This window comes from Stenotrophomonas sp. YJH_SMC_6 (genome assembly GCF_059371335.1).
Window position 1 is genome coordinate 124722 of record NZ_JCAFUM010000012.1, and the last position, 24955, is coordinate 149676.

Consider the following 24955-nt stretch of genomic DNA (forward strand, 5'->3'; position numbering starts at 1 on the left):
ATGCCGCATACCACTACGACTCCGCCCGCATTGCAGGATGGCGACCTGCTGGCCGCCATCGACCTTGGCTCCAATAGTTTCCACATGGTCATCGCGCGCTACACGCTCGGCCAGCTGCGGGTGATCGACCGGCTGCGCGAGACCGTGCGCATGGCCGATGGCCTTGATGGCAAAGGTGGGCTCTCTTCCGCCGCACGGCAGCGCGCGCTGGAATGCCTGGCCCGTTTCGGCCAGCGCATCCGCAATGTGCCGCCGCACCGGGTACGCGCGCTGGCGACCAACACCGTACGCCAGCTGCGCTCGCCGCAGTCGTTCCTGGTCCCGGCCGAAACCGCGCTGGGGCATGCCATCGAAGTGGTCAGTGGCCGCGAAGAAGCGCGCCTGATCTACCTCGGCGTGGCCCACGCGCAACCGCCCAAGCCCGGCCAGCGCCGGCTGGTCATCGACATCGGCGGCGGCTCCACCGAATTCATCATCGGCATGGGCATGCAGACCCTGGAGCGTGAAAGCCTGCAGGCCGGTTGCATCGCGAGCACCCGCCGCTTCTTCCCCGGCGGCAAGCTGAGCAAGAAGCGCTGGAAGGACGCGCTGGCCGAGATCGGCCGCGAGTTCCAGCCCTTTGCCAGCAAGTACCGCGCACTGGGCTGGCAGGAAGCGCTCGGATCTTCGGGCACGCACAAGGCAATCAGCGAGATCTGCGCGACGATGAAGCTGAGCAAGGGCGCGATCACCGCCGAGGCCCTGCCCCAGCTGCGCGACGAGCTGCTGAAGGCCAAGAAGATCGACGACATCCAGTTGCCGGGCCTGTCCAGCGACCGCCGCCCGATCATCGCCGGCGGCATCCTGGTGCTGGAGGCCGCCTTCCAGGCCCTGGGCCTGCAGAAGCTGCTGGTCAGCAAGGCGGCGATGCGCGAAGGCATCCTGTACGACATCGTCGGCCGTGCCGGTGAGAACGACCTGCGCGACGAATCGGTGGCCGCGCTCAGCCAGCGCTACGGCATCGACACGGTACAGGCCGACCGCGTGCAGGACACCGCGCTGTCGCTGCTGGAGCAGGTGCAGGAGCGCTGGAAACTCGATGCCGACGACGCACGCATGCTCGGCTGGGCCGCGCGCCTGCACGAGCTGGGCCTGATGATTGCCCACAGCGGCTACCACGTGCATGGCAGCTACGTGCTGGAACACTCGGACATCGCCGGCTTCTCGCGGCAGGAGCAGCAGATGCTGGCCGCACTGGTACGCAGCCATCGCCGCAGCGTGACCAAGACCGCGTTCGACGCCCTGCCCGAGCGCCTGCTGCTGACCGCACGCCGGTTGGCCGCCCTGCTGCGCCTGGCGGTACTGCTCAACCGCGCCCACGAGGACGATCCGCTGCCGGCATTGGAATTGACCGCGGACGACAACCGCCTGTCGCTGATCGTGCCGCAGGCCTTCATCGATGCGCGCCCGCTGCTCCGCGCCGACCTGATCGGCGAGACCGACGGCATCGCCGGGCTGGGCATCCAGTTCCGGCCATTCGTGGCCTGATCCCTACGGCCAGGGCGGCACGTCATGACGCGTCGCCATAGGCCTCTTCCGCGCGTGTTCGACAAGCTGTTGAAGCTCTACGACCACGGCCCTTCGGAGCCATGGTCTTTTCTGTTTCCGCGCAGGTTGTCGCTGCCTGCAATTGCCATGACGCTTTCGGTCCAGAGTCGGGGCGAGGGCGCATCGTCCATCGCTCCGCCGTCGATCAGATCAATCGATTGATTCACTTCCGGTTTGTGCGGAAGCGTCATGCCGCTCCATGGCGATTTCGTCCTTTCCCCATACCTCTCCCGCTCCTCCTTCACTAGGTTCGAACAACCACCGCCTGCGGTGGCGTTGGCGCGGCCCGCTTGGCTGCGCACCGAAGACTTCGAAGACTGAGAGAGAGACACCCATGACCATCCGTATTCCCGCACTGGGGCTGGCGATCCGTCGTGCGCTTGCAATCACGGCGACCACAACCCTGGCCGTTCCAGCGCTCGCGCAGCAGGCACCGGAAGCCACCACGCTGGACCGCATCGAAATCACCGGCTCACGCATCCGCCAGGTCGACCTGGAAACCGCACAGCCGGTGCTGACCGTCAGCCGCGCCGACATCGAGCGACAGGGCTTCAACTCCGTTGCCGACATCCTGCAGAACCTGACCGCGACCGGCAGCCCGGCATTGAGCCGCGCCAGCCCGTTGAGCGCCGGCGAAGCCGCCGGCGGCAGCTACGTGAACATGCGTGGCCTCGGTGCCCAGCGCACCCTGGTGCTGGTCAACGGCAAGCGGCTGGGCATGACCACTTCGGGTTTTCAGGACATCTCCAGCATTCCTGCCGCTGCGGTGGAACGCATGGAAGTGCTCAAGGACGGTGCCTCGGCCATCTACGGGTCCGACGCGATGGCCGGCGTGGTGAACATCATCACCCGGCGCAACGTTCAGGGTGTAACCGCCAACGTCTATCACGGCCAATACAGTGAAGGCGACGGTGCCCGTACCCAGTACGACGTGGTTGCCGGCTGGTCCAATGACCGTGCTTCCATCAGCGTTGCTGCCGAGCATGTCGAAGAAAAGGGCGTCTGGGCCAGGGACCGCGGCTTCAGTGCCTATACCTATACCGACGGCCACGCGGATGACGGCTGGACCACGGTCGGCCAGTGGGGTCGCATCACCGGCTTCAAGGGCCCCGGCTGCAGCAACAGCCGGGGCTGCAGCTACTCGCTCGACCGTGGCAGCCAGCCAGGTGGGCCGGACAGCTTCCACCTCAGCGACAACACACCGTTCACCGGTGATGTCAGCAACAGCAACGAGCAGATGCATCTGCAGACGCCGATCAAGCGCGATTCAATCTTCGTCGATGCGCGCGTGGAGCTGAACGACCAGGTCCGTTTCAACACCCAGCTGGCCTACAACCGGCGCACCACCACGCGCCAGATTGCCGGCTATCCCTTCCAATCCGGCCCAGCCGGCATCACCCCGATGTCGGCCGACAGCTGGTTCAATCCGTTCGGCAGCCATCACGGCTACGACACGCCCAGCGATGTGCACTGGAACCGTCGTACCTGGGAGATTCCTCGCGTCAGCACCAGCGATCTGACCACCTGGCAGGCCGTCGCGGCACTCGAGGGCAACTTCGAATTCGGCGGTCGCGACTTCGACTGGGAAGCGGGTTACCAGTACAACCGCAGTGAGCTGACCCAACGTGCCACCGGCAACCTGCACAAGCAGCGCGTGGCCGATGCCACCGGTCCTTCGTTCTACAACCCGGCAACCGGCAAGGTCGAATGCGGAACGCCAGATGCGCCGATCGCAGGCTGCAAACCCTGGAACCCGCTGGTTCCGTATGGCCAGGACGATCCCTATGGCCTGACCGGCAACACGGAGCTCCAGGACTGGCTGTTCCCGGAAGAACTCACCCGCGGCCGCACCACCACCCGCAACCTGTTCGCCAACCTCAGCGGCAGCCTTGCCAGCCTGCCCGCCGGTGAGCTGGGCTTCGCCGTGGGGGCCGAGAGCCGCCGCGAGGACGGCCGCTTCATCCCTGATGCACTTGCGCAGACCGGTGCCACCACCAACCTGGCGGCAGGCCCCACCGGTGGCGGCTACCGCGTCGACGAGGCCTACCTGGAACTGAGCGTGCCGGTGCTGCGCGACCTCGCCGGTGCCCGGGAGCTGACCCTCAGCGCGGCGACGCGGTACTCGGACTACTCCACCTTCGGCGGAACCCTCAACAGCAAGTTCGGCTTCACCTGGAAGCCGATCGATCAGCTGCTGGTCCGCGGCACCTGGGCACAGGGCTTCCGTGCGCCGACCATCGCCAACCTGTACGGCGGCGGCTCGGAGACGTTCACCACCGGCTTCCGCGATCCCTGCGATACAGTCCATGGCGCAGCCGCGAGCAGTGCCGAGGTCCGCGCGCGCTGTGCTGCCGACATCGCCAACGCCGACACCTACCGCCAGCTCGGCCAGGGCAATGAACCCATCACCGGCAGCAGTGGGCAGACTCCCCTGCCCTTCACCAACGGCTCCAATCCCGACCTGCAGCCGGAAACTTCGACCAGCCGCACTCTGGGCCTGGTCTGGAGCCCGACGTTCGCCGAAGGGCTTCACATCGCACTGGACTGGTGGAAGATCCGCATCGACAACACCATCGTCTCCGACCATCCCAACGACATCCTTCGCGACTGCTACGAGCTGGGTATTGCCGAGCGCTGCAGCAGCTTCACCCGCGACCCGGAGCTGGGCATCGTCAACAAACTCAACTTCGGCAACCGCAACAGCGGCTTCCGCCAGGCAGAAGGCTACGACCTGGAGATTGGCCACAAGGTCGAAACCCGCTGGGGCAGGTTGAGCGCTGACTGGAAGTCCACCTATGTGGTCAACGCCGAAGAGAAGACCACCAACGAAGCCGGCGTACCGGCCATCCCCAGCAATGGCATTGCCACCAACGGCGGCATCGGCTTCCGCGTGCGCTCCAACGCGTCGCTGGGCTGGGAGCATGGCAACCTCGGCCTGACCTGGGGCCTGCGTTACTTCTCCGCCGTCAAGGAACGCTGCCTGGGTGCGGAGGATTATCCGAACGAGTGTTCCCATCCCGACCAGCGCGCGCCGTGGTTCAGCGGTACGCGCGACTACAACCGTCGTGGATCGGTCACCTTCCATGACGTGCAGGCGCGCTACAGCCTGCCGTGGGACGCCACCGTTTCAATCGGCGCCAACAACGTGTTCGGCCGCCAGGGCCCGGCCATGTACAGCCAGCCGAGTGCCAACTTCTCCTACTACGGTGGCTTCGACATCGGCCGTTTCATCTACATGAAGTACCAGCAGCGCTTCTGATCCACGCACCACGCACGGTGCCCACCACGGCCCTTCGGGGCCGTGGTGGCGTACGCTTCCGGCCGCGTCATCTGCCGGTCGCAAAGCGGTCACATCGGCTACATCGCCAGGCCCGAGCATGCCGGAAACCCGGAGGCCCGCCATGCGCTATGCCATCGTCACCGAGACCTATCCGCCGGAAGTGAACGGCGTTGCCCTCACCGTACAGGGGCTGGAGCAGGGACTGCGCAATTCCGGCCATGAGATCGACCTGATCCGGCCCCGCCAGGCCAACGAAGCGCTGGACTCCGCACCGGGCACCCTGTTGGTTCCCGGCGCCGCCCTGCCGCGCTACCCCGGCCTGCGCTTCGGCATGCCGGCACCGATCCGGCTCGGTCGCCATTGGCAGCAGCAACGCCCGGATGCCGTCTATGTCGCCACCGAAGGCCCGCTGGGCTGGTCGGCGGTGCGCACCGCACGGCGCCTCGGCATCCCGGTGGCCAGTGGCTTCCACACCCGCTTCGACGAGTACCTGCCCGACTACGGCGTGGCCTGGCTGCAGGCCGCCGCGATGCGCTGGATGCGCCGCTTCCACAACCAGGCCGATGCAACCCTGGTGCCCACCCGCGAACTGCAGCAGTTCCTCGGCGAACAGGGCTTCGAACGCGTGCGCCTGCTGGCGCGCGCGGTCGACAGCCAGCAGTTCGATCCGAACCGTCGTGACCCTGCCCTGCGCGAAGAGTGGGGCGTGGACGGCAACGGCCTGGTCGCGATCTATGTCGGCCGCATCGCCGCGGAGAAGAACCTCGGGCTGGCGGTGAAGGCCTTCCGTCGGTTGCAGCAGATCCGTCCGAAGGCCCGCTTCGTGTGGGTGGGCGATGGCCCGGCCCGCGAAAAGCTGGCGCATGAAAATCCCGACTTCATCTTCTGCGGCGTCCAGCGTGGCGATGCGCTTGCACGTCATTTCGCCAGCGGCGATCTGTTCCTGTTCCCCAGCCGCAGCGAGACCTTCGGCAACGTGACCCTTGAAAGCATGGCCAGCGGCGTGGCAACGGTGGCCTTCGACTACGGCGCGGCGCGCGAGTACCTGCGCAATGGCGAGAATGGCGCCGCAGTGGACAACGACGAGCAGTTCATCGACGCGGCCGTGCAACTGGCCGCGGATGACGCGCAGCGCCACGTGCTGGGCAGCAACGCCGCACGCGCCATGAAGCGCCTGCATCCGCAGCAGGTGGTGGCGGAATTCGACGCCCTGCTGGCCGAACTGGCCCAGTCGCGGAGGACCGGCCATGCGCACAACGCGGCTTGAACTGCTGGCCGACCGCGAAGCGCGCCTGTGCCGGCGGGCCAACCACTACTGCCGCCGCCGCCGTGTGCGCCGCCTGTTCGCGGTCATCAGCCGGCTCGGTGATGGCGTGTTCTGGTATGTGCTGATGGGCGCCCTGGTGCTGCTTGATGGCTTCGATGGCCTGCGCGCATCGGTGCACATGGCCGCCACCGGCCTGGCCGCGCTGTTGCTGTACAAGGGCCTCAAGCGCTGGACCCGGCGCCCGCGCCCGTATGCCGCCGACCTGCGCATCCGTGCCTGGGTGGCACCGCTGGACGAGTTCAGCTTCCCCTCCGGGCATACCCTGCACGCGGTGTCGTTCACCATCGTGGCGCTGGCCTATTACCCGTGGCTGGCGCCACTGCTGGTGCCGTTCACGGCGGGCGTGGCGCTGTCGCGGGTGGTACTCGGCCTGCACTACCCGTCCGACGTGCTGGCCGCCACCGGCATCGCCATCGGGCTGGCCTCGGCCAGCCTGGCCTGGTTGCCGTTGCCGGTGTAGCCCCCGGGGTCAGATCCGTTTTCCTTCGGAGAGGGATCTGATCCCCACGATGCCGGCGGCGCTACCGTCATCGTTGATGCCCTAGAATGCCCGCATGACCACGTTGTTCATTTCCGACCTGCACCTGGACCCCAGCCGTCCGGAGATCACCGACCTGTTCCTGCGCTTCCTGCGCGAGCAGGCGCCCGGCGCCGATGCGCTGTACATCCTCGGCGACCTGTTCGAAGCCTGGATCGGTGACGACACGCCCTCGCCCGCCGCCGACGCAGTGGCCGATGCACTGAAGGTGCTGTCCGACAGCGGCGTGCCGGTGTACTTCATCCGCGGCAACCGTGACTTCCTGCTTGGCGAGGACTACGCGCGCCGTGCCGGCCTGCGCATCCTGCCCGACCCGTGCATGATCGACCTCTACGGTCGCCCGGTGCTGCTGCAGCACGGTGACCTGCTGTGCACCGATGACATTCCCTACCAGCAGTTCCGTGCACAGACGCGTGACCCGGCGTTCCAGGCACAGTTCCTGTCACAGCCGCTGGCAGCGCGTATCGCGTTCGCGCAGAAAGCGCGCGAAGCCAGCCAGGCCCGCCAGTCGGAAATGAAACAGGGTGATCGCGCGCAGTTCGAGACCGTCACCGACGTGGCGCCGTCCGAAGTCGATGCCACGTTCGCGCGCCACGGCGTGAACACCATGATCCATGGCCACACCCACCGCCCGGCGATCCATTCGCTGCAGGCCGGTGGCCGTGCCTGCACCCGCATCGTGCTGGGCGACTGGTACGAGCAGGGTTCGGTGCTGCGCGTGGATGCCGGCGGCTGGTCGCTGGATACGCTCGCGCGCGAATGATGGGTCCGAGGGTGCCAACCAAGGTTGGCATCTACCCGGGCAGGTGCACGTGCCCGGGTAGACGCCGCCCCTGGTCGGCGCCTGGCCTCAGCGGAAGGCCGCGATGGTGGCCTTGGTATTGACCAGCACGCGCTGGTTGTCGGCGGTACTGGCATTGCCCATCGGGATGCCGTTGTAGCTGATGTTCGGGTTCGACCAGTAGTTCAGGCGCGGGCAGCTGCGGGTGCAGTTGTAGGCCATGATCGTGCGCCAGCCGGTGCCGGTGGACGGTTCATAGCGATAGCCATGGCCATAGGCGTACGGCGAGGTGCTCGAGTCGGTCGCGATATCATGCCGCGCGCTCTGCAGGTGGCCGATCTCGTGTGCGAAGGAGTAGTAGCCGGTCGCGCAATCCCAGTACACCGCCGCGAAAGCGGTCGACGCGGTCGAGCTGATGCCCGAGGCCAGGCCGCAGTAGGCACTGTTGTTGATGAGCAGCACGCCGACGTCGGCCGCGGTGGTGTTGCGGCTGGTGTGGATGCTGTCCATGTAGCCGTCGCTGGTACCACGGAAACGTGACAGGTCGGTGGTGAAGTTACCGGACTCGCTGTAGTTGGTGGTCTCGTAACCGGCCAGTTGCAGCGTCAGGCCGACGTTGCTGTTGACGTAACCCTGGTTGGACTCGGCCACCGCCAGCTGCACCAGCGACTGCATGTTGCCGCCATAGGCAGTGACCGCCGCATTGGTCGCCACCACCAGCACGCGGATGGTCGCCGGCGTTCCCGAAGAGGCCTGCGCGATGCCGATGTGGTCGTTGTCGGCCATCGGGATCTTCGGCAGCTGGTTGTAGTCAGCCGGATGATCGGCTGGCATCCTCGATTCGTCGACCTCGACCAGCACGTGGCGGTTACCCAGTGGACGCAGGCGATAAAGCTTGCCGTCCTTGCGGATCGAACCGGTGATGGTGTCGCCCGAACGTACCAGGATCAACGAATTGCCCGGATCGTCCTGGCCGCTGGAGGTGGCGGCGGTCAACCGGTCGGACGGCGAACGGAACTGGCCGTACCAGATGCTGCCACCATCGGGCAGCGCCTCGACCTTGCTGCGCACCGCCTGCACCCGTTTGCCGAGCAGCTCGAATTCCAGCTGCGGCTGCGCCGTAGCCGCCGCGTCGACACGCACTTCCTGCACCGTCGCCGTGGACGGGGTGGCCAGCAGCTTGCCGAGTGCAGGCTCGCTGTTGGCCGATGCCCGGCTGATGACCGTCACCGGTTCGAACAACGGTGCCGCGTGCGCGGCTGCCGCCACCGACAAACCCAACACCAGGCCACCTGCCGCTTTGCCAATCGATCTGGACAACATTGCGTCGCTCCTTGAATGATGTGAACAGCGTTGATGCAGCACGCCCGGGTTTGCCGGGTTTGGCCATATGGCCTGCGCGGGTCGTGTGAATTCAATAGAAGATGGAAATGAAAATCAGGAACTGTGATCGACCGCATCTGCGTTAAGTAAGGTCAAAAGCGTCACTACACTTCGCCAATACACCGCTTTCGCGCTACCGTGACGCGGCCACGACGGGGAATGCACATGGCACCAGCGAAGGACACGGACGAAGATGTCGGCTTGCTGCGGATCGGCCTGTTCTTCGACGGCACCCGCAACAACGCACACAACCTGGCGCGCGGCCGTCCGCAGGTTCCGCAGCCTCGACCGGCGCAGCTGCGCGCGGACGATGATTCGACCTACCAGAGCCGGCTGACCAGCAGCTACGACAACGGCCTGACCAACATCGCGCGCCTGCAGCAGCTGTATCCGGACAGCCGCCGTGATGCGATGGCCGCTCCCTCGCTGTCGATCTATGTCGAAGGCGTGGGTACCCGCGATGATGCCGACGACGATCTGATCGGGCTGGCCTTCGGCATCGGTGCCAGTGGCGTTCGCGCGAAAGTGCAGCGCGCGCTGCAGGTGCTGCTTCCGGCCGCACTGTCGGGACTATCCGCACGCTGGCAGCGACCGCTGCATGGCGTGCAGCTGGACCTGTTCGGTTATTCACGCGGTGCTGCTGCCGCACGTGACATCGCCAACCAACTGCAGGGCTGGGACAGCGTGCGCTGGCGCCAGCTGCTGCAGGCCGCCGGCCTGTCCTGCACTGCGAACTTCGCCCCGGCCACGCCGGTGCTGCGCTTCATCGGGCTGTTCGACACCGTTGTCGCAGTCAATGGCGGCCGCGCCGATGAGCGGCCGCAGCTGGCCCTGCACAGCGGCATCGCCGGTCGCGTCGTGCAGCTCACTGCACGCGATGAACATCGCCAGCACTATCCGTTGACCAGCGTGGCACCGCCGTTTGCCGAGATCGCCCTACCCGGCGTACACGCCAATATCGGCGGTGGCTACAACCAGCTGGAAGAAGGTCCCAAGCTGCTCAGCCGCCCGCGCCGGCAACAGTTGCGCCGCCCCGCGGTTGCCGACTACCAGGTACCTCCACTGGCGTTGCTGCGGGCCACCACGGTCTACGCTGAAACGCAGGCCGATGCCGAACGCTGGCGCCAGCAGCTGGGCGTGGGTGAGAAGGAGGTCTGGGTGGATGTCTGGCACCAGTGGCAGCAGCAGCGTCGCGCCGGCAGCCGCAGCGTGCTGTTGTCACCGGTGCTGTATGTGACCGCCGCGGTGGTGCTGCGTCGGCGCATCGACTGGCGTTACCAGCTGATCGCACTGCAGGTGATGCAGCAGCAGGCCATCGACGCCGGCGTGCAATGGACCGCCAATGCCGCCGAGGTTCCTGGCTGGGAGCTGCCGTCCGCCCTGCAGCCGATCGCACGGCGCCTGGTGGCCGGACAGCCGCTGACGCAGACACAGGAGGCGCTGCTGCGCCGGCGTTACCTGATGCAGTCGGCGCACTGGAACTTCGATGCACTGGGCGACACCGCACTGACCTACGCCGCCGATGCCGGCGTCAGCGAACTACCCTACCGGCCGGGTCCCGGCCTGTTCTACATCAACCGGCCGACGGTGGATGGCAAGCGCGTGGTATTGCCGAACGCCTGAAAAAAGGGGACGGAGGGGATTAAGTCGTTTGTGCCACAAACGACTTAATCCCCTCCGTCCCCTTTTCTTCAACCGGCCTGTTCGACCAGGTTGGCGAGCTCATCCGCGTCGAAACCGGCCAGCAGGCGCGCTTCCATGTTGAACGGTCCGTGCAGGTAGCCGCCGGCGTACTCCACCAGCAGTTCCTTGAAACGTGCACGCGGTTCGACGCCGGCGCGGTCGCAGTACCAGCGGTACCAGCGCGAACCGGCAGCCACATGTGCCACTTCCTCGCGCAGGATCACTTCCAGCACATCGGCGGTCTCGCCATCACCGACATTGCGCAGTTTCTCGATCATGCCGGGCGTCACGTCCAGGCCGCGCGCTTCCAGCACGCGCGGCACCAGCGCCATGCGTGCCAGGCCATCGTGCGCGGTCTTTTCGCACATTTCCCACAGGCCGTTGTGCGCGGGGAAGTCGGCGTAGTCGTGGCCATGCACCTGCAGGCGCTCCCGCAGCAGCATGAAGTGCCGCGATTCGTCGTCGGCACAGCTGACCCAGTCGGCATGGAATGCCGGCGGCAGGCCGCGGAAGCGGTACACCGCGTCCCAGGCCAGGTCGATCGCGTTGAGTTCGATATGCGCGATGGCGTGGATGAAGGCAGCCCGACCTTCCACACCGCCCAGTCCGCGCCGCGGCACTTCGCGCGGGTGCACCAGCACCAGCTGCGCCGGCCGGCCCGGCATGCGGATCGGCTCTGGCGGTAGCGCGTCGGCAGCCACCTTCAGGCGGCCGGCACGGAACGCAGCGGCGTAGGCCTGGGTCAGCGCAACCTTGCGCAGCGGGTCGGCTTCGGCCAGGCACTGCTGCGCTGCGCGCAGCAGGTCGCCAGCAACGTCGGGCACGTCAACCACGCCTGGTCCTCAGGCGCGGCGCTTGTGCTTGGCGTCGTCCGACCGCAGCTGCTGGATGCGCTCGAAGTAGCCCGGTTCAATGCCGGTCGGGTAGTGGCCGTTGAAGCAGGACGAATCGAAGTTGCGCAGCGCCGGATTGCCCTCGCTCACTGCCGCTTCCATGTCTTCCAGGTCCTGGTAGATCAGCCAGTCGCAGCCCAGGTGGGCTTCGATCTCTTCCACGGTGCGGTTGTGCGCGACCAGTTCCTCGGCCGCCGGCATGTCGATGCCGTAGATGTTCGGGTAGCGCACCGGCGGCGCGGCGCTGGCCAGATAGACCTTGCGCGCGCCCGCGTCACGGGCCATCTGCACGATCTGCTGGCTGGTGGTACCACGCACGATCGAATCGTCCACCAGCAGCACCACGCGGTTGCGGAACTCAAGGTGGATCGGGTTGAGCTTGCGACGCACCGACTTCACGCGTTCGCCCTGCCCCGGCATGATGAAGGTGCGGCCGATGTAGCGGTTCTTGATGAAGCCTTCGCGGTACTTCACGCCGAGCACGTTGGAGATCTCAAGCGCAGCGTCGCGCGAGGTATCCGGGATCGGGATGATGGTGTCGATGTCGTGGTCCGGGCGCAGGCGCAGGATCTTCTCGCCCAGCTTGATGCCCATGCGCATGCGCGCCTTGTGCACCGACACGTTGTCGATCATCGAATCCGGGCGTGCGAAATACACGTATTCGAAGATGCACGGGGTGTGCTCGGCCGGCTCGGCGCAGATCTCCGAGAACAGCTCGCCACGCGCGGTGATCACCAGCGCTTCGCCCGGCTGCACATCGCGCACGCGCTGGAAGCCCAGCACGTCCAGCGCGGCCGACTCGGACGCCACGATGTACTCGTCGCCCTCGGCATGGCTGCGCTTGCCCAGCACCAGCGGACGGATGCCATGCGGGTCGCGGAAGGCGACCAGGCCCAGGCCCAGCACCACGCTGACCACTGCATAGCCACCCTTGCAGCGGCGGTGCACGCCAGCCACCGCGCGGATCGCGGCTTCCGGGCTCAGCTGGCGCTGCTGCTCCAGTTCGTAGGCGAACACGTTCAGCAGCACTTCGCTGTCCGAATCGGTGTTGACGTTGCGGCGGTCCTGTTCGAACACCTGCTGGCGCAGCGCCTCGGTATTGATCAGGTTGCCGTTGTGGGCCAGCGCGATGCCGTACGGCGAATTGACGTAGAACGGCTGCGCCTCGTCCATGCCTTCCGAACCGGCAGTCGGGTAACGCACGTGGGCGATGCCGACGCTGCCTTCCAGGGTGGACATGGTGCGGGCATCGAACACATCGCGGACCAGGCCGGTGGCCTTCTGCACGCGCAGGCGGCTGCCGTTGGCGGTGGCGATGCCCGCCGCGTCCTGGCCACGGTGCTGGAGGACGGTCAAGCCGTCATACAACTGCCCGGCGACGTTCTGGTTGCCGACGATTCCGACGATGCCACACATGGTGCGAGGTCTCCGCTGGGCTGTGCCCAGTTACAAGGAAGGTGGCCGTACCTGGCCGCGGTGGTCGCCGCGCCTGCGGTCGACATTGGCCGGATCGCCCGGCTCGATACTGTCCGGCAGTGCTGGGGCGTCCGGACGCACTTCGGCCGGATCGTAGGAATCGCCCTGTTCCGCTTTCGCAGGCCGCAGCCATCCGCTGCCTGCCACTACCTGGTTGAGGATGCCATTATCGCCTGCCGCGCCCGGCTTTCCCAACCCGGCGCCTGCGTTCTTGCCCAACTCCATCAATGCAGATGGGGACAGCGCGTCGGTCGGCAAGGCCTTGGGCAGCAGATCGGCCCCGGGAACCTCCCAGTGCGGCAGCTTGCTGTTCATCCAGGCAACGGTGGGGTTCAGCAGTGGCCGCACCGCCGAGCGCTGCCAGGAAGGCTCGGCAGTCAGCGGGGTGAAACTGCCCAGCAGCAGCAGGATCGCGGCGATCAGGCCGCCCCGCACGGCGCCCAGCACCCCGCCCAGCAGGCGGTCCAGGCTGGTCAGCATGCTGCGGTGGACCAGGGCCTTGATGACCATGCCGATCACCGCAACCACGATCATCACGCCGATGCCGACCCCCAGGTAGCCACCGACGAAGTGTTCGCCACCGGGGGCCGCCGGGGCGGCCCACCAATGTGCGGCGTCATTGCCGAAGGCGAAGGCCGCCCACGCGGCCAGCAGCCACGACAGGGTGCCGATGACGATTCCCACGAAGCCGCGCAGCATCCCCAGCAGGGTGGAGGCGGCGATCACGATCAGCAGCACCACGTCGATCATGGCGCCCCGCTCCTTCGGCGGCGCTGGCAACGAGGCTGCGCGTGGGTCATGGGTGCGGTCGGACCATGCCGGCCACGCCGACCTTGGCGGCAACCTGCGCCTTCAGCTGCTCGGCATCGCCACGGTTGGCCACCGGCCCGACGCGGACGCGATGCAGGGTGCCCTTTTCGGTGCGCACCTGCTCGACAAAAGCGCTGAAGCCGGCGGCGCGGACCTTGTCGCGCAGGGCGTTGGCATCGTTGGCCTGGCCGAACGCGCCCAGCTGCACGGCAAAGCCGACGCCGCTGGCGGCCGGTGCTGCCGGCGTGGCCGGGGCCGTTGCCGGCTTGCTGGCGGTGGCCTCCGGCTTCGGCTCGGGCTTCGGGGTTTCGGGCTTCGGCGCCGGCTTCGGCGGCTCGGGCTTGGCCGCCGGAGTGGTCGTTGCAGTCGGCGTACTCGGCGGCAGGCTTTCACTGCGCACCGGGTTGCTGCTGGCCGACGGCGCGGTGGCGGCAGATGGGGTACTGGCGCTCGGCGTAGCCGGTGCCGGGGTGGCTGCCACCGGGGCGCTGCTGTCCGCTGCGGCATCCAGGGTGATCACTTCGGCCTTCACATCGGCACGGATCTTCACCGCCTGCAGGCGGGCGGCCTCGGCCTGTGCACGGTCGGCGTACGGCCCCACGCGCACGCGCCATGCCTGGCGGCCGTTGATGGTCGCCGTTTCGGCGAAGCCCGGCAGCTGCGAGCGCTTCAGGTAGGCGATCACCGCGTCGGCGTCGGCCTTGCTGCCGTAGGCACCAAAGGTGACCGCATAGTTGCCGGCGGCGACCGTCGGCGAGGTGTCCACGGTCGGCGGAGTGGCCGGCGTCGCGGCGTCCTGCAGCGGCTTGGCCTGCCCGGTCTGCAGGCCGGTGGCACCACCGGCCGGGGCGACCAGGGGCAGTTCACGGGTTTCGAACTGGCCATCGGCCGGTGAATCCGGCGCGGCGATCGGCACATTGGCCACGCCGCTGTCCGGTGCCGGCCCCTTGACCAGCATCGGCAGGAAAATCACGGCCAGTGCCACCAGCACGATGGCACCAATCAGACGCTGTTTCAGAGGCGTATCCACGTGAGGCAGGCAACTGTCCGGAGATTGGCATCGATTATACGGGTGCCGGACCGGACGGCGTCGGCGTTGGCTGAACGCGTATCAGGCATCGCCCTGCAGCCATTGCAGGGCGGCGGCAGCGGTATGGAAGGAGCCGAACACCAGCACGCGGTCACCGCGCTCGGCCTGGGCCAGCACCTGCGCCAGTGCCTGTTCGACGCTGTCAGCCAGCAGCGCCGTGGCGGCGGCGGTGCCGGCCAGGCGTGCCTGCAGCTGGGCGGCGCTCTGCCCGCGCGGGCCTTCCAGCCCGGCCAGGGTCCACTCGCCCACCACGTCCTCCAGCGCCTGCACCACCCCCGCTGCGTCCTTGTCCTGCAGCGCGGCGTACACCGCCAGGGTGCGCCCGGCAGAGACCTCGGCCTTCAGCGCACGCGCCAGGTGGCCCGCCGCCTGCGGGTTGTGGCCGACGTCGACGCGGATCTGCACGCCATCGCGCTCGAATGCCTGCAGCCGGCCGGAAATACGCGCCGCTGCGACACCGGCGGCCCACGCCGCACGCGGCACCGGCTTGTCCAGCGCGCGCAGCGCGGCGATGGCGGCACCCGCATTGGCCAGCTGGATCGGGCCGGCCAGCGCCGGGGTCGGCAGTTCCATGCGCAGGCCGACATCGCGCCAGCGCCAACGCTGCGCATCGATCGGCTCGTAGAAATAGTCGCTGCCACCACGGATCGCATTGGCGCCAACCAGGTAGGCACGGCGCAGCACGCTCGACGGCGGATCGGTCTCGCCCAGGATCACCGGCTTCCAGCCGCGGATGATGCCGGCCTTCTCGGTCCCGATCGCCTCGCGATCCTCGCCCAGCCACTCGGCATGGTCGATGTCCACGGTGGTGATCACCGCCACGTCGGCGTCGACGATGTTGACCGCATCGAGGCGGCCGCCCAGGCCCACTTCCAGTACCGCCAGGTCCAGCCCGGCGTCGGCGAACAGCTGCAGCGCGGCCAGCGTGCCGTACTCGAAATAGGTCAGCGTGATCTCGCCACGCACGGCTTCGATGGCATTGAACGCGGCGACCAGCGCGGCATCGTCCACGTCCTGGCCGTCGATGCGCACGCGCTCGTTGTAGCGCAGCAGGTGCGGCGAGGTGTAGGCACCGACCTTCCAGCCGGCGGCGCGTGCAATGGCTTCGATGAAAGCCACGGTTGAGCCCTTGCCGTTGGTGCCACCGACCACGATGGTGCGCTTGGCCGGCGCGCCCAGGCCCATCGCCGCGGCCACGGCGCGCACGCGCTCCAGTCCCATGTCGATGCTCGCCGGGTGCTGGCGTTCAATGTAGTCCAGCCAGTCGGCCAGGGTGGTCGGGGTGTTCGTCACGGCAGCGGTTCCAGCAGAAGCAGTTGATGCGGGGGATGGATCAGAGGGCGCGGTGCTTGGCTTCGCCGAAGAACGGCGTGTGGTGGGCGCAGTCGTTCAGGCGCACCACTTCCAGGCTGTCCAGGTCGGGGCCTTCGAGCAGGTTGAGCGTGGTCGGTGCCTGGCGGAAGGTCCACAGGCGGGAAAGCGGCAGGCCCAGCACCTTGCACAGGATCACGCGGTTGACCGCATCGTGCGCTACCACCAGCAGAGTGCCGTGCTCGCCGAGGCCTTCGGTGGCACGCGCCAGGCCGCGCCAACTGCGCTCCAGCACCAGGCGCAGCGATTCGCCGCCGGGCATCAGCACCGTATCCGGCTCCTCGCGCCAGGCCTGCAGGCGCGACGGATCCTTCTCGTGGATCTCGCTGGCGAGCAACCCTTCCCATTCACCGTGGGCGATTTCCTGCAGCTCCGGCTCGGTCAGCAGCATGTCGGCGCGGGCGGCGCCAAGCGCCAGCTGAGCGGTGCGCTGCGCGCGCGACAGCGGCGAGGCGACAGCACGGGTGATGTCCACCGAGGCCAGGCGGGCACCCAGTGCCTGGGCCTGGGCTTCACCGATCGGCGAAAGCGGAATATCGATCTGGCCCTGGTAGCGGCCTTCGGCGTTCCACGGCGTTTCGCCGTGGCGGGCAAGCAGGATGCGCATGCGTGCAAGGGGTCCTGGGGGGAGGAGGTTTCCGCGTTTCGTTCACATCCTGTGAAGTACGCGGAACAGGGATGATACCTGTTCGGCGCACCGGGCCGGGCCGGGCCGGGCATGAAAAAACCCCGCGACGTGAGTCGCGGGGTTTCGGAAACTCCGGCTGTCTGGTCGAGGTTGCCGGCCAGCGGCCGGCACTACCTCACTTCGCCAGGTTCAGTTCCTTCAGCAGCTGCGGCGCCGGCGCCACTTCCTGCATGATCCACTGCATGTAGCGGCTGTCGACGGCGATCATGCGGGTCATCACCGGGTCGAACACCCAGTTGGAGCTGACCGATTCCCAGTTGCCATCGAAGGCCAGGCCGACCAGCTTGCCGTTGGCGTCCAGCACCGGCGAACCCGAGTTGCCACCGGTGATGTCCAGGTTGGACAGGAAGTTCACCGGCACCGAACCAATGCGCTTGTCTTCCAGGCCGCCGTAACGCTTGGCCTTGACTGCATCAAGCAGCGCCTTCGGCGAATCGAACGGATCCTCACCGGTTTCCTTCGCCGCCACGCCTTCCAGGGTGGTGAACGGGGTGTACTTCACGCCGTCCTTGCCATAGCCCATGACGTTGCCGAAGGTGATGCGCAGCGACAGGTTGGCGTCCGGGTAGACGAACTCACCCTGGCTCTTCTTGTAGTCGGCCACGGCCTGCAGGTACAGCGGGCGCGCGGTCAGCGATTCGCCTTCGCGGATCTTCTTCTGCTCTTCCTGCTTCAGCAGCGCCGGCATGACGGCCACGGCGTACTGGATGGCCGGATCATTGCTGGCCTCAAACGCGGCGCGGTCGGCCTTGAACCATTTCAGGCGTGCATCCAGGCTGCCCAGCTCGGTGCCCGACAGCTTGCCCACCAGCGATTTCACCGCAGCGGCATCGCTGCCGGCCAGCCACTTGTTCAGCACTTCGTTGTCGCGCTGTGCGGCCGGCAGGGCCACGTACTGGTCCAGCCAGTAGGCCTGCAGCTGCTGGTCCATCTTCGCCACGTAGCGGCGGTCCATCTGCTTCAGGCCACCTTCGATGGTGGTCAGGTCGCGTTCCTGGTAACCGGCTTCGCGCTCGGCATCCGGCTTGCTGCGCTCGATCGACAGGCGGTACAGGGTGATCGCCGCGCCAACGGCCGAGGTGTTGTTGAACTGACCGACGAACAGGTCGCGTTCGCGGGTCGACTTGCTGGTATCCAGATGCTTGAGCAGCTGCGCGTGTGCCGCCAGGGCCGGCTTGCCGGCAGCGCCCTGCTTCTTCAGCCACGCCAGCACGGCAGCTTCTTCAGCCTGCTTCTGGCCAGCGGCGTCGATGCGCTTGAAGCCTTCCAGCTGGCCCAGGTAGTTCTTGGCCACGTTGTTCATGCTGGCGGCGGTGGCGGCGTACTTCACCTTGACGTCGGCGTCGGCCTTGCCGGCGTCGGCGATCATCTTCAGCACGGCGTTGTAGTGCTTGGCGATGGTCGGGTAGGTGAAGCTGGCGGTTTCGTTGAATTCACCGGCCAGGGCATAGCGGTTGGTGCGGCCCGGGTAGCCCGCCACCATCACGAAGTCGTCGGCACCCAGCGGCTGGTCGGCGAACTTCAGGAAGTGCTTGGGCTGGTACGGCACGTTGTCGGCGGCGAAGGCGGCCGGCTTGCCGTCCTTGCCGACGTAGGCGCGGTAGAACGAGAAATCGCCGGTGTGGCGCGGCCACATCCAGTTGTCGACGTCGCCGCCGAACTTGCCGACGCTGCCCGGGGGCGCGTAGACCAGGCGCACGTCCTTGATTTCCATGTTGCGGAACAGGCGGTAGGTGTTGCCGCCGGAGAAGCTGTACAGGCGGCAGCGGAAGCCGGCATCGGCTTCACAGGCGGCGACCTGGGCCTTGTCGAAGGCGTCCAGCGCGCGGCTGCGGGCCAGCGGGTCGTTGCCGGCGGCAGCGATGGCGGCCTTGGCCTGGGTGGTGACGTCGGTGATCTGGTCGAGCACGAACACGCGGGCGTTCGGGCCGGCGCTCAGTTCGTCCTTCAGGGTCGGCGCGTTGAAGCCGTCCTTGATCAGGTTCTTCTGCGCGGTCGAATTCAGCTGGATGGCGCCATAAGCGCAGTGGTGGTTGGTGACCACCAGGCCCTGCGGCGAGACGAAGCTGGCGGTGCAGCCGCCGAGGGCGACGACCGCGCCCATCGGGTCGCCGGTCAGGTTGGACAGCTGTTCCGGGGACAGCTTCAGGCCGGCCTTCTGCAGCGGGCCGGCGATTTCCGGCAGCTGCTGCGGCACCCACATGCCTTCAGCGGCATGGGCGACTTGGGCCAGCCCGAGGCTGGCGACGATGGAGAATGCAAGCAGGTTCGAGCGCATGGAGCGGCCCCTGGTAGTGGAACCCTCGATTGTAGCCCGCCGCCCTGCCCCGGCCCGAACCCCGGAAGTCATGGGCCTACTTCTTGCGCTGCCATGCGCACGTCGGCCGCGCACATGGAATGGTCCAGAGGGGGCGTGGTCACCCTGGTCGGGACCGTTGGCGCCATGGGCCGGGCGCATGCGACTGGCGGGTTGGGCAGGACGCCCAACCCCGGTCTTGCCGTGTGCGCAGGACAGCGCGCACGAGCAAGGCGCCATCGAGCACCATGGATGGGCTTTTGCGTGTCCCGGCCAGGGTGACCACGCCCCCTCCCCCGGAATCAAGGAGGCGCTGCTGTTTGCGGCACGTTCGAAACGCCCGCCGGCGCACGCCTTTCGTTCCGCCAATGCACCCGCAGCGCAACATGGGAAATCCGCGCGGCACCCTATAATCCGCGCTTTCCCCCTGATGAGTTCCACCCCGATGGCGCAGCAAACGATGAAGGCCCTGGTCAAGCGCGAAGCGGCCAAGGGCATCTGGCTGGAAGAAGTTCCGGTGCCGACCCCGGGCCCGAATGAGGTCCTGATCAAGCTGGAGAAGACCGCGATCTGCGGTACCGACCTGCACATCTACCTGTGGGACGAGTGGAGTCAGCGCACCATCAAGCCGGGCCTGACCATCGGCCACGAATTCGTCGGTCGCGTCGCCGCACTCGGCTCGGCCGTGACCGGCTATGAAATCGGCCAGCGCGTCTCGGCCGAAGGCCACATCGTCTGCGGCCACTGCCGCAACTGCCGTGGCGGCCGCCCGCACCTGTGCCCGAACACCGTCGGCATCGGCGTCAACGTCAACGGCGCCTTCGCCGAATACATGGTGATGCCGGCCAGCAACCTGTGGCCGATCCCGGACCAGATCCCGTCGGAGCTGGCTGCGTTCTTCGACCCCTACGGCAACGCCGCGCACTGTGCGCTGGAATTCAATGTGATCGGCGAGGACGTGCTGATCACCGGTGCCGGCCCGATCGGCATCATCGCCGCCGGCATCTGCAAGCACATCGGTGCGCGCAACGTGGTGGTGACCGACGTCAATGATTTCCGCCTGAAGCTGGCCGCCGACATGGGTGCCACCCGCGTGGTCAACGTGGCCAACCAGTCGCTGAAGGACGTGATGAAGGAACTGCACATGGAGGGCTTCGACGTGGGCCTGGAAATGAGCGGCAACCCGCGCGCGTTCAACGACATGCTCGACTGCATGTACCACGGCGGCAAGATCGCCATGCTCGGCATCATGCCCAAGGGCGCCGGCTGCGACTGGGACAAGATCATCTTCAAGGGCCTGACCGTGCAGGGCATCTACGGCCGCAAGATGTACGAGACCTGGTACAAGATGACCCAGCTGGTGCTGTCCGGCTTCCCGCTCGGCAAGGTGATGACCCACCAGCTGCCGATCGACGACTTCCAGAAGGGCTTCGACCTGATGGAAGAAGGCAAGGCCGGCAAGGTTGTTTTGAGCTGGAATTGACCCTTCGCCGTGCGCGATGGGTGGGTGCCGAGCTTGCTCGGCACACCTTGAAATTGAAAAAGGCGCCCGATGGGCGCCTTTTTCTTTGGTGTTGCCGGCCAGCGGCCGGCACTACCCGTAACGCCTGCGGCGTTACTTGCCGATCGCGACGCTCAGCATCACCCGGCTGTGGGCCAGCTTGCCGGAATTGTCACGGCCGTTGCCGTCGGTGCCGTAGTAGCCCAGGCCGACGTTGAACAGGCCGAACTGGCGCGCGACGCCGACGTTCCAGTCGGTGTAGTCCTTGGCGATGCCGTCCTCGAAGGTGCTGCGACCGACGTTGGCATTCAGGGTGAAGTCCTTCGGCAGGCCCCAGCTGCCGCCCAGGCCGAAGTACCAGCCATCGGTGCTGCTGTTCCAGACATCGTTGGTGTAGGCCACCGTCAGCTTGTAGGTGTCATCCAGCGTGGTGGTGGTGATCAGCTCGTTGTAGTTCTGGTGGCTGGACTTCAGGTAGGTGTAGCGGTTCAGCAGCACGTCGAAGTTGACGCGCTCGGTGACGTCCACGCCGTAGCCGATCAGGTAGTCGACCTCGGTCTTCGGGTCACCCGCACCAAAATCCACGCCCGAGCCCCACACGCCTGCGTACAGGCCAACCGGGCTGGTGTAGGTGAAACCGGCCTGCAGGGTCGGATCCTCGTCGGTCTGCGACACACCACGGAACAGGTAATCGGAAACAGCGGTGACGTTCCAGCTGTACGGCGATTCGTTTTCCTGGGCGCTGGCGGCGAACGGGGTGGCCAGGGTCAGGGCAGCGGCAATGGCGAGGCAGGCACGGGCGTGCTTCATGGGCGTCTCCGAGGGTGGCGGGGGCAGGAAGGGGGAGCGGGCAACCGGCGCCAGACAGGCGCGGTTCACGAATTTTTAACCCGTTTGCTATTGCGATGCAACATGTGCCACCCGTGGCGGTGCCCTGCCCGGCCCGGTCGAAGGCCGTCGTAGCCCGGTAGAATCAACGGTTTCCCCGTTCAGAGCCGTGCCCACGCCATGACCGACGCCTCCTCCGCCCTGACCCGCCACTACGCCGAGGAACTGGACGCCATCCGCGCCCAGGGCCTGTTCAAGTCCGAGCGGATCATCACCAGCCCGCAGTCGGCCGAGATCACCCTCGAGGATGGCCGCAAGGTGCTGAACTTCTGTGCCAACAACTATCTGGGCCTGGCCGACCATCCGGACCTGATCCAGGCAGCCAAGGATGCGCTGGATACCCACGGCTTCGGCATGGCCTCGGTGCGCTTCATCTGCGGTACCCAGGACCTGCACAAGCAGCTGGAGAAGCAGATCGCCGACTTCTTCGGCAAGCAGGACACCATTCTGTACGCGGCCTGTTTCGACGCCAACGGCGGCCTGTTCGAACCGCTGCTCGGTGAGAACGACGCGATCATTTCCGATGCACTGAACCACGCCTCGATCATCGACGGCGTGCGCCTGTGCAAGGCCAAGCGCTTCCGCTACGCCAACTGCGACATGGCCGACCTGGAAGCCCAGCTGCAGGCCGCCGATGCCGCCGGCTGCAAGACCAAGCTGATCACCACCGACGGCGTGTTCTCGATGGACGGCTTCATCGCCCCGCTGGACGAGATCACCGCGCTGGCGAAGAAGTACAACGCGCTGGTGCACATCGACGAATGCCACGCTACCGGCTTCCTCGGCGCCACCGGCCGTGGCTCGGCCGAAGTGAAGGGCGTGCTGGAAAAGATCGACATCATCACCGGCACCCTGGGCAAAGCCATGGGCGGCGCACTGGGCGGCTTCACCTGCGCCAGCGCCGAGGTGATCGAGCTGCTGCGCCAGCGTTCGCGGCCGTACCTGTTCTCCAACTCGCTGCCGCCGCATGTGGTGGCCGCCGGCATCAAGGCATTCGAGATGCTGGCCGCCGCTGACGACCTGCGCGACACCCTGGTGGAGAACACCCGCTACTTCCGCGAAAAGATGGTCGCCGCCGGTTTCGACGTGAAGCCGGGCGTGCACCCGATCAGCCCGGTGATGCTGTACGACGCACCGCTGGCGCAGAAGTTCGCCGAGCGCCTGCTCGAAGAAGGCATCTACGCGATCGGTTTCTTCTTCCCGGTGGTGCCCAAGGGCCAGGCCCGCATCCGCACCCAGATCAGCGCTGCGCACAGCCGCGAGCACCTGGACCGCGCGATCGATGCGTTCACCCGCATCGGTGTCGAGCTGGGCGTGATCAAGGGTTGATCCCAGCGGTCAAAGCGTGCCGACCAAGGTCGGCACCTACCAGAGCTTGAGGGCGTGCCGACCGAGGTCGACACCTTCCCGGCATCACTTCTTTTTCTTCTTGCCCTTCGGCTCGTCCTTGCTGGCCACCACCACCGGCTTGGCGGCAGCGTCCTGGCCGTTGCCCTTGGCAACGCGGATGCCGTTGGCCTTCATCCAGGCATCAAACTCGTCGGCGGTCATCTTCTTGTCGCCGTTGCTCATCAGGAAGCGGTAGCTGCCGCGGCCATCCAGCTCCGGGGTCTTCACTTCCACCACCGGGGTTTCGGCCGGCGTTTCTGCCTTGGCCACCTTCTTGTGGCCACCACAGGCGGTCAGCAGCACCATCGGCAGCAGCAGGCCTGCGCAGCGCAGGGTTTGGTTGAGGGTCGGGTGGTACATGGGCAGGCTCCGTTCGGGAAGTTCAGCAACCAGGCGCCCCCTACGCCTGGAACGGTGGCCGGCAACCGCCGGCCGCGGGCGATGATCAGCCCGGTGCAGCGGCCCCCAGCCGCTGCTGGTCATTGACCTCCAGCATCCGCCACTGACCCTTGCCGAGATCGCCGAGCTGCAGCCCGCCGATCGCAACCCGGACCAGGCGCAGCACCTGCAGGTCGAAGGCCGCCAGCAGGCGGCGGATGTGGCGGTTGCGGCCCTCGTCGAGGACCACCTCCAGCCACGCGGTCTTGTCGCCGCTGCGCAGCACGCGCACGGCCTGGGCCACGAGGAACTCGCCCTCGTCCTCCACGCCGGCCTGCAGGGCCGCCAGCGTGGCGTCATCGGGCAGGCGGTCGACCTGCACGTGGTACGTCTTCTGCGGACCCGTTTCCGGATCGGTCAGGCGCGCGGCCCACTGCGGATCGTTGCTGAACAGCAACAGCCCTTCACTGGCCTTGTCCAGGCGCCCGACCGGCGCGATCCACGGCAGCCCTGCACCATCGAAACAGCGGTAGACGGTGTCGCGGCCACGCTCGTCCTGCACGGTGGTCACCACCCCGCGTGGCTTGTTGAGCATCAGGTACAGGCGCTGCGGCGCGCCCATCGGCTGGCCATCGACCTCGATCGGTGGCGCCGGCTGGCCAATCGGGAACTCGGGATCCCGCACGATGCGGCCGGAGACGCGTACGCGGCCCTCGGCAATCCAGCGCGCGGCCTCGCTGCGCGAGCAGACGCCGGCCTTGGACAGCACGCGCGCCAGGCCATGACGGACACCGGCGGCTGTGGCAGCGGGAGTCGCACGCCCACGCGATGCGTGGGAGCGGGCGGCGGGGGCGGCAGGTGGGCGGCGCGTGCGCAAGCCTCTGCTCCCCGCGGCGCTTACTTCTTGTCGACCGGCTTGGTCTCAGCCGGTGCTTCGGCCGGGGCCGGAGTGGCGGCCGGAGCCGGACGCGCCTTGACCACACGCACGCCACGCGCCTTCATCCAGGCGTCGAACTCTTCGGCGGTCATGCGCTTGCCGTTCTGGCTCATGTCGAAGCGCCAGGGCGTGTTGTCGAATTCGGTCTGCGGCTTGTAGGCCGCCGGATCATTCGGCTTCACCGCCGGTGCGCTCGGAATGGCCTTGGCGATGTTCTGGCAGCCATCGATGCGCAGGCGCTGCAGCACCTGGTCCAGCGACTGCGACGGATCGTAGTTGCTGCTCAGCACGCCGGCCGGCATGCCCAGCTGGTTGCCACGGATGTAGAGCTCGTCGGCCACCGGCGCGATGGTCGTGGCCGGCAACGGCAGCGGCGAGGCGCTGGTGTTGACCGAGCAATCGACCGCAGCGTGGGCGGCGGGAACCAGGGCCAGCGCCAGGACGGCGGCCGATGCAGAGCGCAGCATGAAGGGCATCCAGGAAAGGAAGTGACGCGGCGAGTTTAGCAATGCCGCGACAGCTTTCAAGCGCCACTTTCAATGAATACGACAACCCATTGGTTTTACGGACAAAAACCCGACGAACGGTCACCCCCCGGACCGGCAGGCGGGCCGCAGAAACAACAAGACCCGGCCGAAGCCGGGTCCTGCTGTGTCCTA

The 24955-nt window shown here is 67.0% G+C and carries 21 protein-coding genes; 8 read left to right on the top strand and 13 right to left on the bottom strand.

Annotated elements, in window-relative coordinates; translation table 11 throughout:
- A complete protein-coding gene (gene ppx, locus AC5P9N_RS14970) occupies nt 1–1527 on the top strand; it encodes an exopolyphosphatase (protein ID WP_005408255.1) in 1527 nt (508 codons plus the stop codon).
- 77 nt (nt 1528–1604) lie between these two features.
- On the opposite strand, the gene AC5P9N_RS14975 is transcribed toward ppx, so the two are convergent.
- Nucleotides 1605–1778, bottom strand: coding sequence for a hypothetical protein (locus AC5P9N_RS14975; RefSeq protein WP_154213985.1), 174 nt, complete (start codon nt 1776–1778; stop codon nt 1605–1607).
- A gap of 143 nt (nt 1779–1921) precedes the next feature.
- Between AC5P9N_RS14975 and AC5P9N_RS14980 the strand changes: the two genes are divergently transcribed.
- The 4 genes from AC5P9N_RS14980 (at nt 1922) to lpxH (ending at nt 7495) form a co-directional block, all read left to right on the top strand.
- The gene (locus AC5P9N_RS14980) at nt 1922–4846 is read left to right on the top strand and encodes a TonB-dependent receptor plug domain-containing protein (protein ID WP_005408253.1); all 2925 of its coding nucleotides are present in this window, start codon (nt 1922–1924) and stop codon (nt 4844–4846) included.
- Between the two features lie 142 nt (nt 4847–4988).
- Nucleotides 4989–6134 carry a glycosyltransferase family 4 protein gene (locus AC5P9N_RS14985; RefSeq protein ID WP_005408252.1) on the top strand — a complete coding sequence of 382 codons (1146 nt, stop codon included), beginning with the start codon at nt 4989–4991 and terminating at the stop codon, nt 6132–6134.
- Nucleotides 6115–6654, top strand: coding sequence for a phosphatase PAP2 family protein (locus AC5P9N_RS14990; RefSeq protein ID WP_005408251.1), 540 nt, complete (start codon nt 6115–6117; stop codon nt 6652–6654). The genes AC5P9N_RS14985 and AC5P9N_RS14990 overlap by 20 nt, the downstream gene beginning before the upstream one ends.
- A gap of 94 nt (nt 6655–6748) precedes the next feature.
- Nucleotides 6749–7495, top strand: a complete 747-nt coding sequence (lpxH, locus tag AC5P9N_RS14995) for a UDP-2,3-diacylglucosamine diphosphatase (protein WP_099484793.1) — start codon at nt 6749–6751, stop codon at nt 7493–7495.
- Nucleotides 7496–7582: 87 nt separating this feature from the next.
- On the opposite strand, the gene AC5P9N_RS15000 is transcribed toward lpxH, so the two are convergent.
- The gene (locus AC5P9N_RS15000) at nt 7583–8836 is read right to left on the bottom strand and encodes a zinc-dependent metalloprotease (protein WP_495223840.1); all 1254 of its coding nucleotides are present in this window, start codon (nt 8834–8836) and stop codon (nt 7583–7585) included.
- Nucleotides 8837–9061: 225 nt separating this feature from the next.
- On the opposite strand from AC5P9N_RS15000, the gene AC5P9N_RS15005 reads away from it, so the two are divergent.
- Nucleotides 9062–10519 carry a T6SS phospholipase effector Tle1-like catalytic domain-containing protein gene (locus tag AC5P9N_RS15005; protein ID WP_060380638.1) on the top strand — a complete coding sequence of 486 codons (1458 nt, stop codon included), beginning with the start codon at nt 9062–9064 and terminating at the stop codon, nt 10517–10519.
- A gap of 68 nt (nt 10520–10587) precedes the next feature.
- On the opposite strand, the gene AC5P9N_RS15010 is transcribed toward AC5P9N_RS15005, so the two are convergent.
- The 7 genes from AC5P9N_RS15010 to AC5P9N_RS15040 form a co-directional block, all read right to left on the bottom strand.
- Nucleotides 10588–11412 (bottom strand): ferritin-like domain-containing protein, encoded by an 825-nt coding sequence (locus AC5P9N_RS15010; RefSeq protein ID WP_005408247.1) that lies wholly within the window; start codon nt 11410–11412, stop codon nt 10588–10590.
- Nucleotides 11413–11421: 9 nt separating this feature from the next.
- Nucleotides 11422–12888 carry an amidophosphoribosyltransferase gene (gene purF / locus AC5P9N_RS15015; RefSeq protein WP_005408246.1) on the bottom strand — a complete coding sequence of 489 codons (1467 nt, stop codon included), beginning with the start codon at nt 12886–12888 and terminating at the stop codon, nt 11422–11424.
- Between the two features lie 30 nt (nt 12889–12918).
- On the bottom strand, nt 12919–13698 hold the full coding sequence (locus tag AC5P9N_RS15020; RefSeq protein WP_012479253.1) for a CvpA family protein: 780 nt from the start codon (nt 13696–13698) through the stop codon (nt 12919–12921).
- Nucleotides 13699–13744: 46 nt separating this feature from the next.
- Complete coding sequence (locus tag AC5P9N_RS15025) at nt 13745–14788, bottom strand: SPOR domain-containing protein (protein WP_099484794.1); 1044 nt, start codon at nt 14786–14788, stop codon at nt 13745–13747.
- A gap of 81 nt (nt 14789–14869) precedes the next feature.
- A complete protein-coding gene (gene folC / locus AC5P9N_RS15030) occupies nt 14870–16141 on the bottom strand; it encodes a bifunctional tetrahydrofolate synthase/dihydrofolate synthase (protein WP_099484795.1) in 1272 nt (423 codons plus the stop codon).
- A gap of 40 nt (nt 16142–16181) precedes the next feature.
- Nucleotides 16182–16826, bottom strand: a complete 645-nt coding sequence (locus tag AC5P9N_RS15035; RefSeq protein ID WP_099484796.1) for a histidine phosphatase family protein — start codon at nt 16824–16826, stop codon at nt 16182–16184.
- Between the two features lie 196 nt (nt 16827–17022).
- Nucleotides 17023–19185, bottom strand: a complete 2163-nt coding sequence (locus AC5P9N_RS15040) for a S46 family peptidase (protein ID WP_005412359.1) — start codon at nt 19183–19185, stop codon at nt 17023–17025.
- 478 nt (nt 19186–19663) lie between these two features.
- On the opposite strand from AC5P9N_RS15040, the gene tdh reads away from it, so the two are divergent.
- Nucleotides 19664–20686 carry an L-threonine 3-dehydrogenase gene (tdh, locus tag AC5P9N_RS15045; RefSeq protein WP_010483949.1) on the top strand — a complete coding sequence of 341 codons (1023 nt, stop codon included), beginning with the start codon at nt 19664–19666 and terminating at the stop codon, nt 20684–20686.
- 132 nt (nt 20687–20818) lie between these two features.
- On the opposite strand, the gene AC5P9N_RS15050 is transcribed toward tdh, so the two are convergent.
- Nucleotides 20819–21514, bottom strand: a complete 696-nt coding sequence (locus tag AC5P9N_RS15050) for a TorF family putative porin (protein WP_099484797.1) — start codon at nt 21512–21514, stop codon at nt 20819–20821.
- A gap of 198 nt (nt 21515–21712) precedes the next feature.
- On the opposite strand from AC5P9N_RS15050, the gene kbl reads away from it, so the two are divergent.
- Nucleotides 21713–22921 carry a glycine C-acetyltransferase gene (kbl, locus tag AC5P9N_RS15055; RefSeq protein WP_005408238.1) on the top strand — a complete coding sequence of 403 codons (1209 nt, stop codon included), beginning with the start codon at nt 21713–21715 and terminating at the stop codon, nt 22919–22921.
- A gap of 84 nt (nt 22922–23005) precedes the next feature.
- On the opposite strand, the gene AC5P9N_RS15060 is transcribed toward kbl, so the two are convergent.
- The 3 genes from AC5P9N_RS15060 to AC5P9N_RS15070 form a co-directional block, all read right to left on the bottom strand.
- The gene (locus AC5P9N_RS15060) at nt 23006–23341 is read right to left on the bottom strand and encodes a hypothetical protein (protein WP_005412356.1); all 336 of its coding nucleotides are present in this window, start codon (nt 23339–23341) and stop codon (nt 23006–23008) included.
- Between the two features lie 85 nt (nt 23342–23426).
- Nucleotides 23427–24236 (bottom strand): pseudouridine synthase, encoded by an 810-nt coding sequence (locus AC5P9N_RS15065; protein ID WP_033835451.1) that lies wholly within the window; start codon nt 24234–24236, stop codon nt 23427–23429.
- 20 nt (nt 24237–24256) lie between these two features.
- Nucleotides 24257–24763 (bottom strand): hypothetical protein, encoded by a 507-nt coding sequence (locus AC5P9N_RS15070; RefSeq protein ID WP_005408235.1) that lies wholly within the window; start codon nt 24761–24763, stop codon nt 24257–24259.
- Nucleotides 24764–24955: the final 192 nt, after the last annotated feature.

Excerpts from the sequence above, each read along its gene's own strand:
- ppx (WP_005408255.1), top strand. The coding sequence starts at position 1 with ATGCCGCATACCACTACGACTCCGCCCGCATTGCAGGATGGCGACCTG.
- AC5P9N_RS14975 (WP_154213985.1), bottom strand. The coding sequence starts at position 1,778 with ATGACGCTTCCGCACAAACCGGAAGTGAATCAATCGATTGATCTGATC.
- AC5P9N_RS14980 (WP_005408253.1), top strand. The coding sequence starts at position 1,922 with ATGACCATCCGTATTCCCGCACTGGGGCTGGCGATCCGTCGTGCGCTT.
- AC5P9N_RS14985 (WP_005408252.1), top strand. The coding sequence starts at position 4,989 with ATGCGCTATGCCATCGTCACCGAGACCTATCCGCCGGAAGTGAACGGC.
- AC5P9N_RS14990 (WP_005408251.1), top strand. The coding sequence starts at position 6,115 with ATGCGCACAACGCGGCTTGAACTGCTGGCCGACCGCGAAGCGCGCCTG.
- lpxH (WP_099484793.1), top strand. The coding sequence starts at position 6,749 with ATGACCACGTTGTTCATTTCCGACCTGCACCTGGACCCCAGCCGTCCG.
- AC5P9N_RS15000 (WP_495223840.1), bottom strand. The coding sequence starts at position 8,836 with ATGTTGTCCAGATCGATTGGCAAAGCGGCAGGTGGCCTGGTGTTGGGT.
- AC5P9N_RS15005 (WP_060380638.1), top strand. The coding sequence starts at position 9,062 with ATGGCACCAGCGAAGGACACGGACGAAGATGTCGGCTTGCTGCGGATC.
- purF (WP_005408246.1), bottom strand. The coding sequence starts at position 12,888 with ATGTGTGGCATCGTCGGAATCGTCGGCAACCAGAACGTCGCCGGGCAG.
- AC5P9N_RS15020 (WP_012479253.1), bottom strand. The coding sequence starts at position 13,698 with ATGATCGACGTGGTGCTGCTGATCGTGATCGCCGCCTCCACCCTGCTG.
- AC5P9N_RS15035 (WP_099484796.1), bottom strand. The coding sequence starts at position 16,826 with ATGCGCATCCTGCTTGCCCGCCACGGCGAAACGCCGTGGAACGCCGAA.
- AC5P9N_RS15040 (WP_005412359.1), bottom strand. The coding sequence starts at position 19,185 with ATGCGCTCGAACCTGCTTGCATTCTCCATCGTCGCCAGCCTCGGGCTG.
- tdh (WP_010483949.1), top strand. The coding sequence starts at position 19,664 with ATGAAGGCCCTGGTCAAGCGCGAAGCGGCCAAGGGCATCTGGCTGGAA.
- AC5P9N_RS15050 (WP_099484797.1), bottom strand. The coding sequence starts at position 21,514 with ATGAAGCACGCCCGTGCCTGCCTCGCCATTGCCGCTGCCCTGACCCTG.
- kbl (WP_005408238.1), top strand. The coding sequence starts at position 21,713 with ATGACCGACGCCTCCTCCGCCCTGACCCGCCACTACGCCGAGGAACTG.
- AC5P9N_RS15060 (WP_005412356.1), bottom strand. The coding sequence starts at position 23,341 with ATGTACCACCCGACCCTCAACCAAACCCTGCGCTGCGCAGGCCTGCTG.
- AC5P9N_RS15070 (WP_005408235.1), bottom strand. The coding sequence starts at position 24,763 with ATGCTGCGCTCTGCATCGGCCGCCGTCCTGGCGCTGGCCCTGGTTCCC.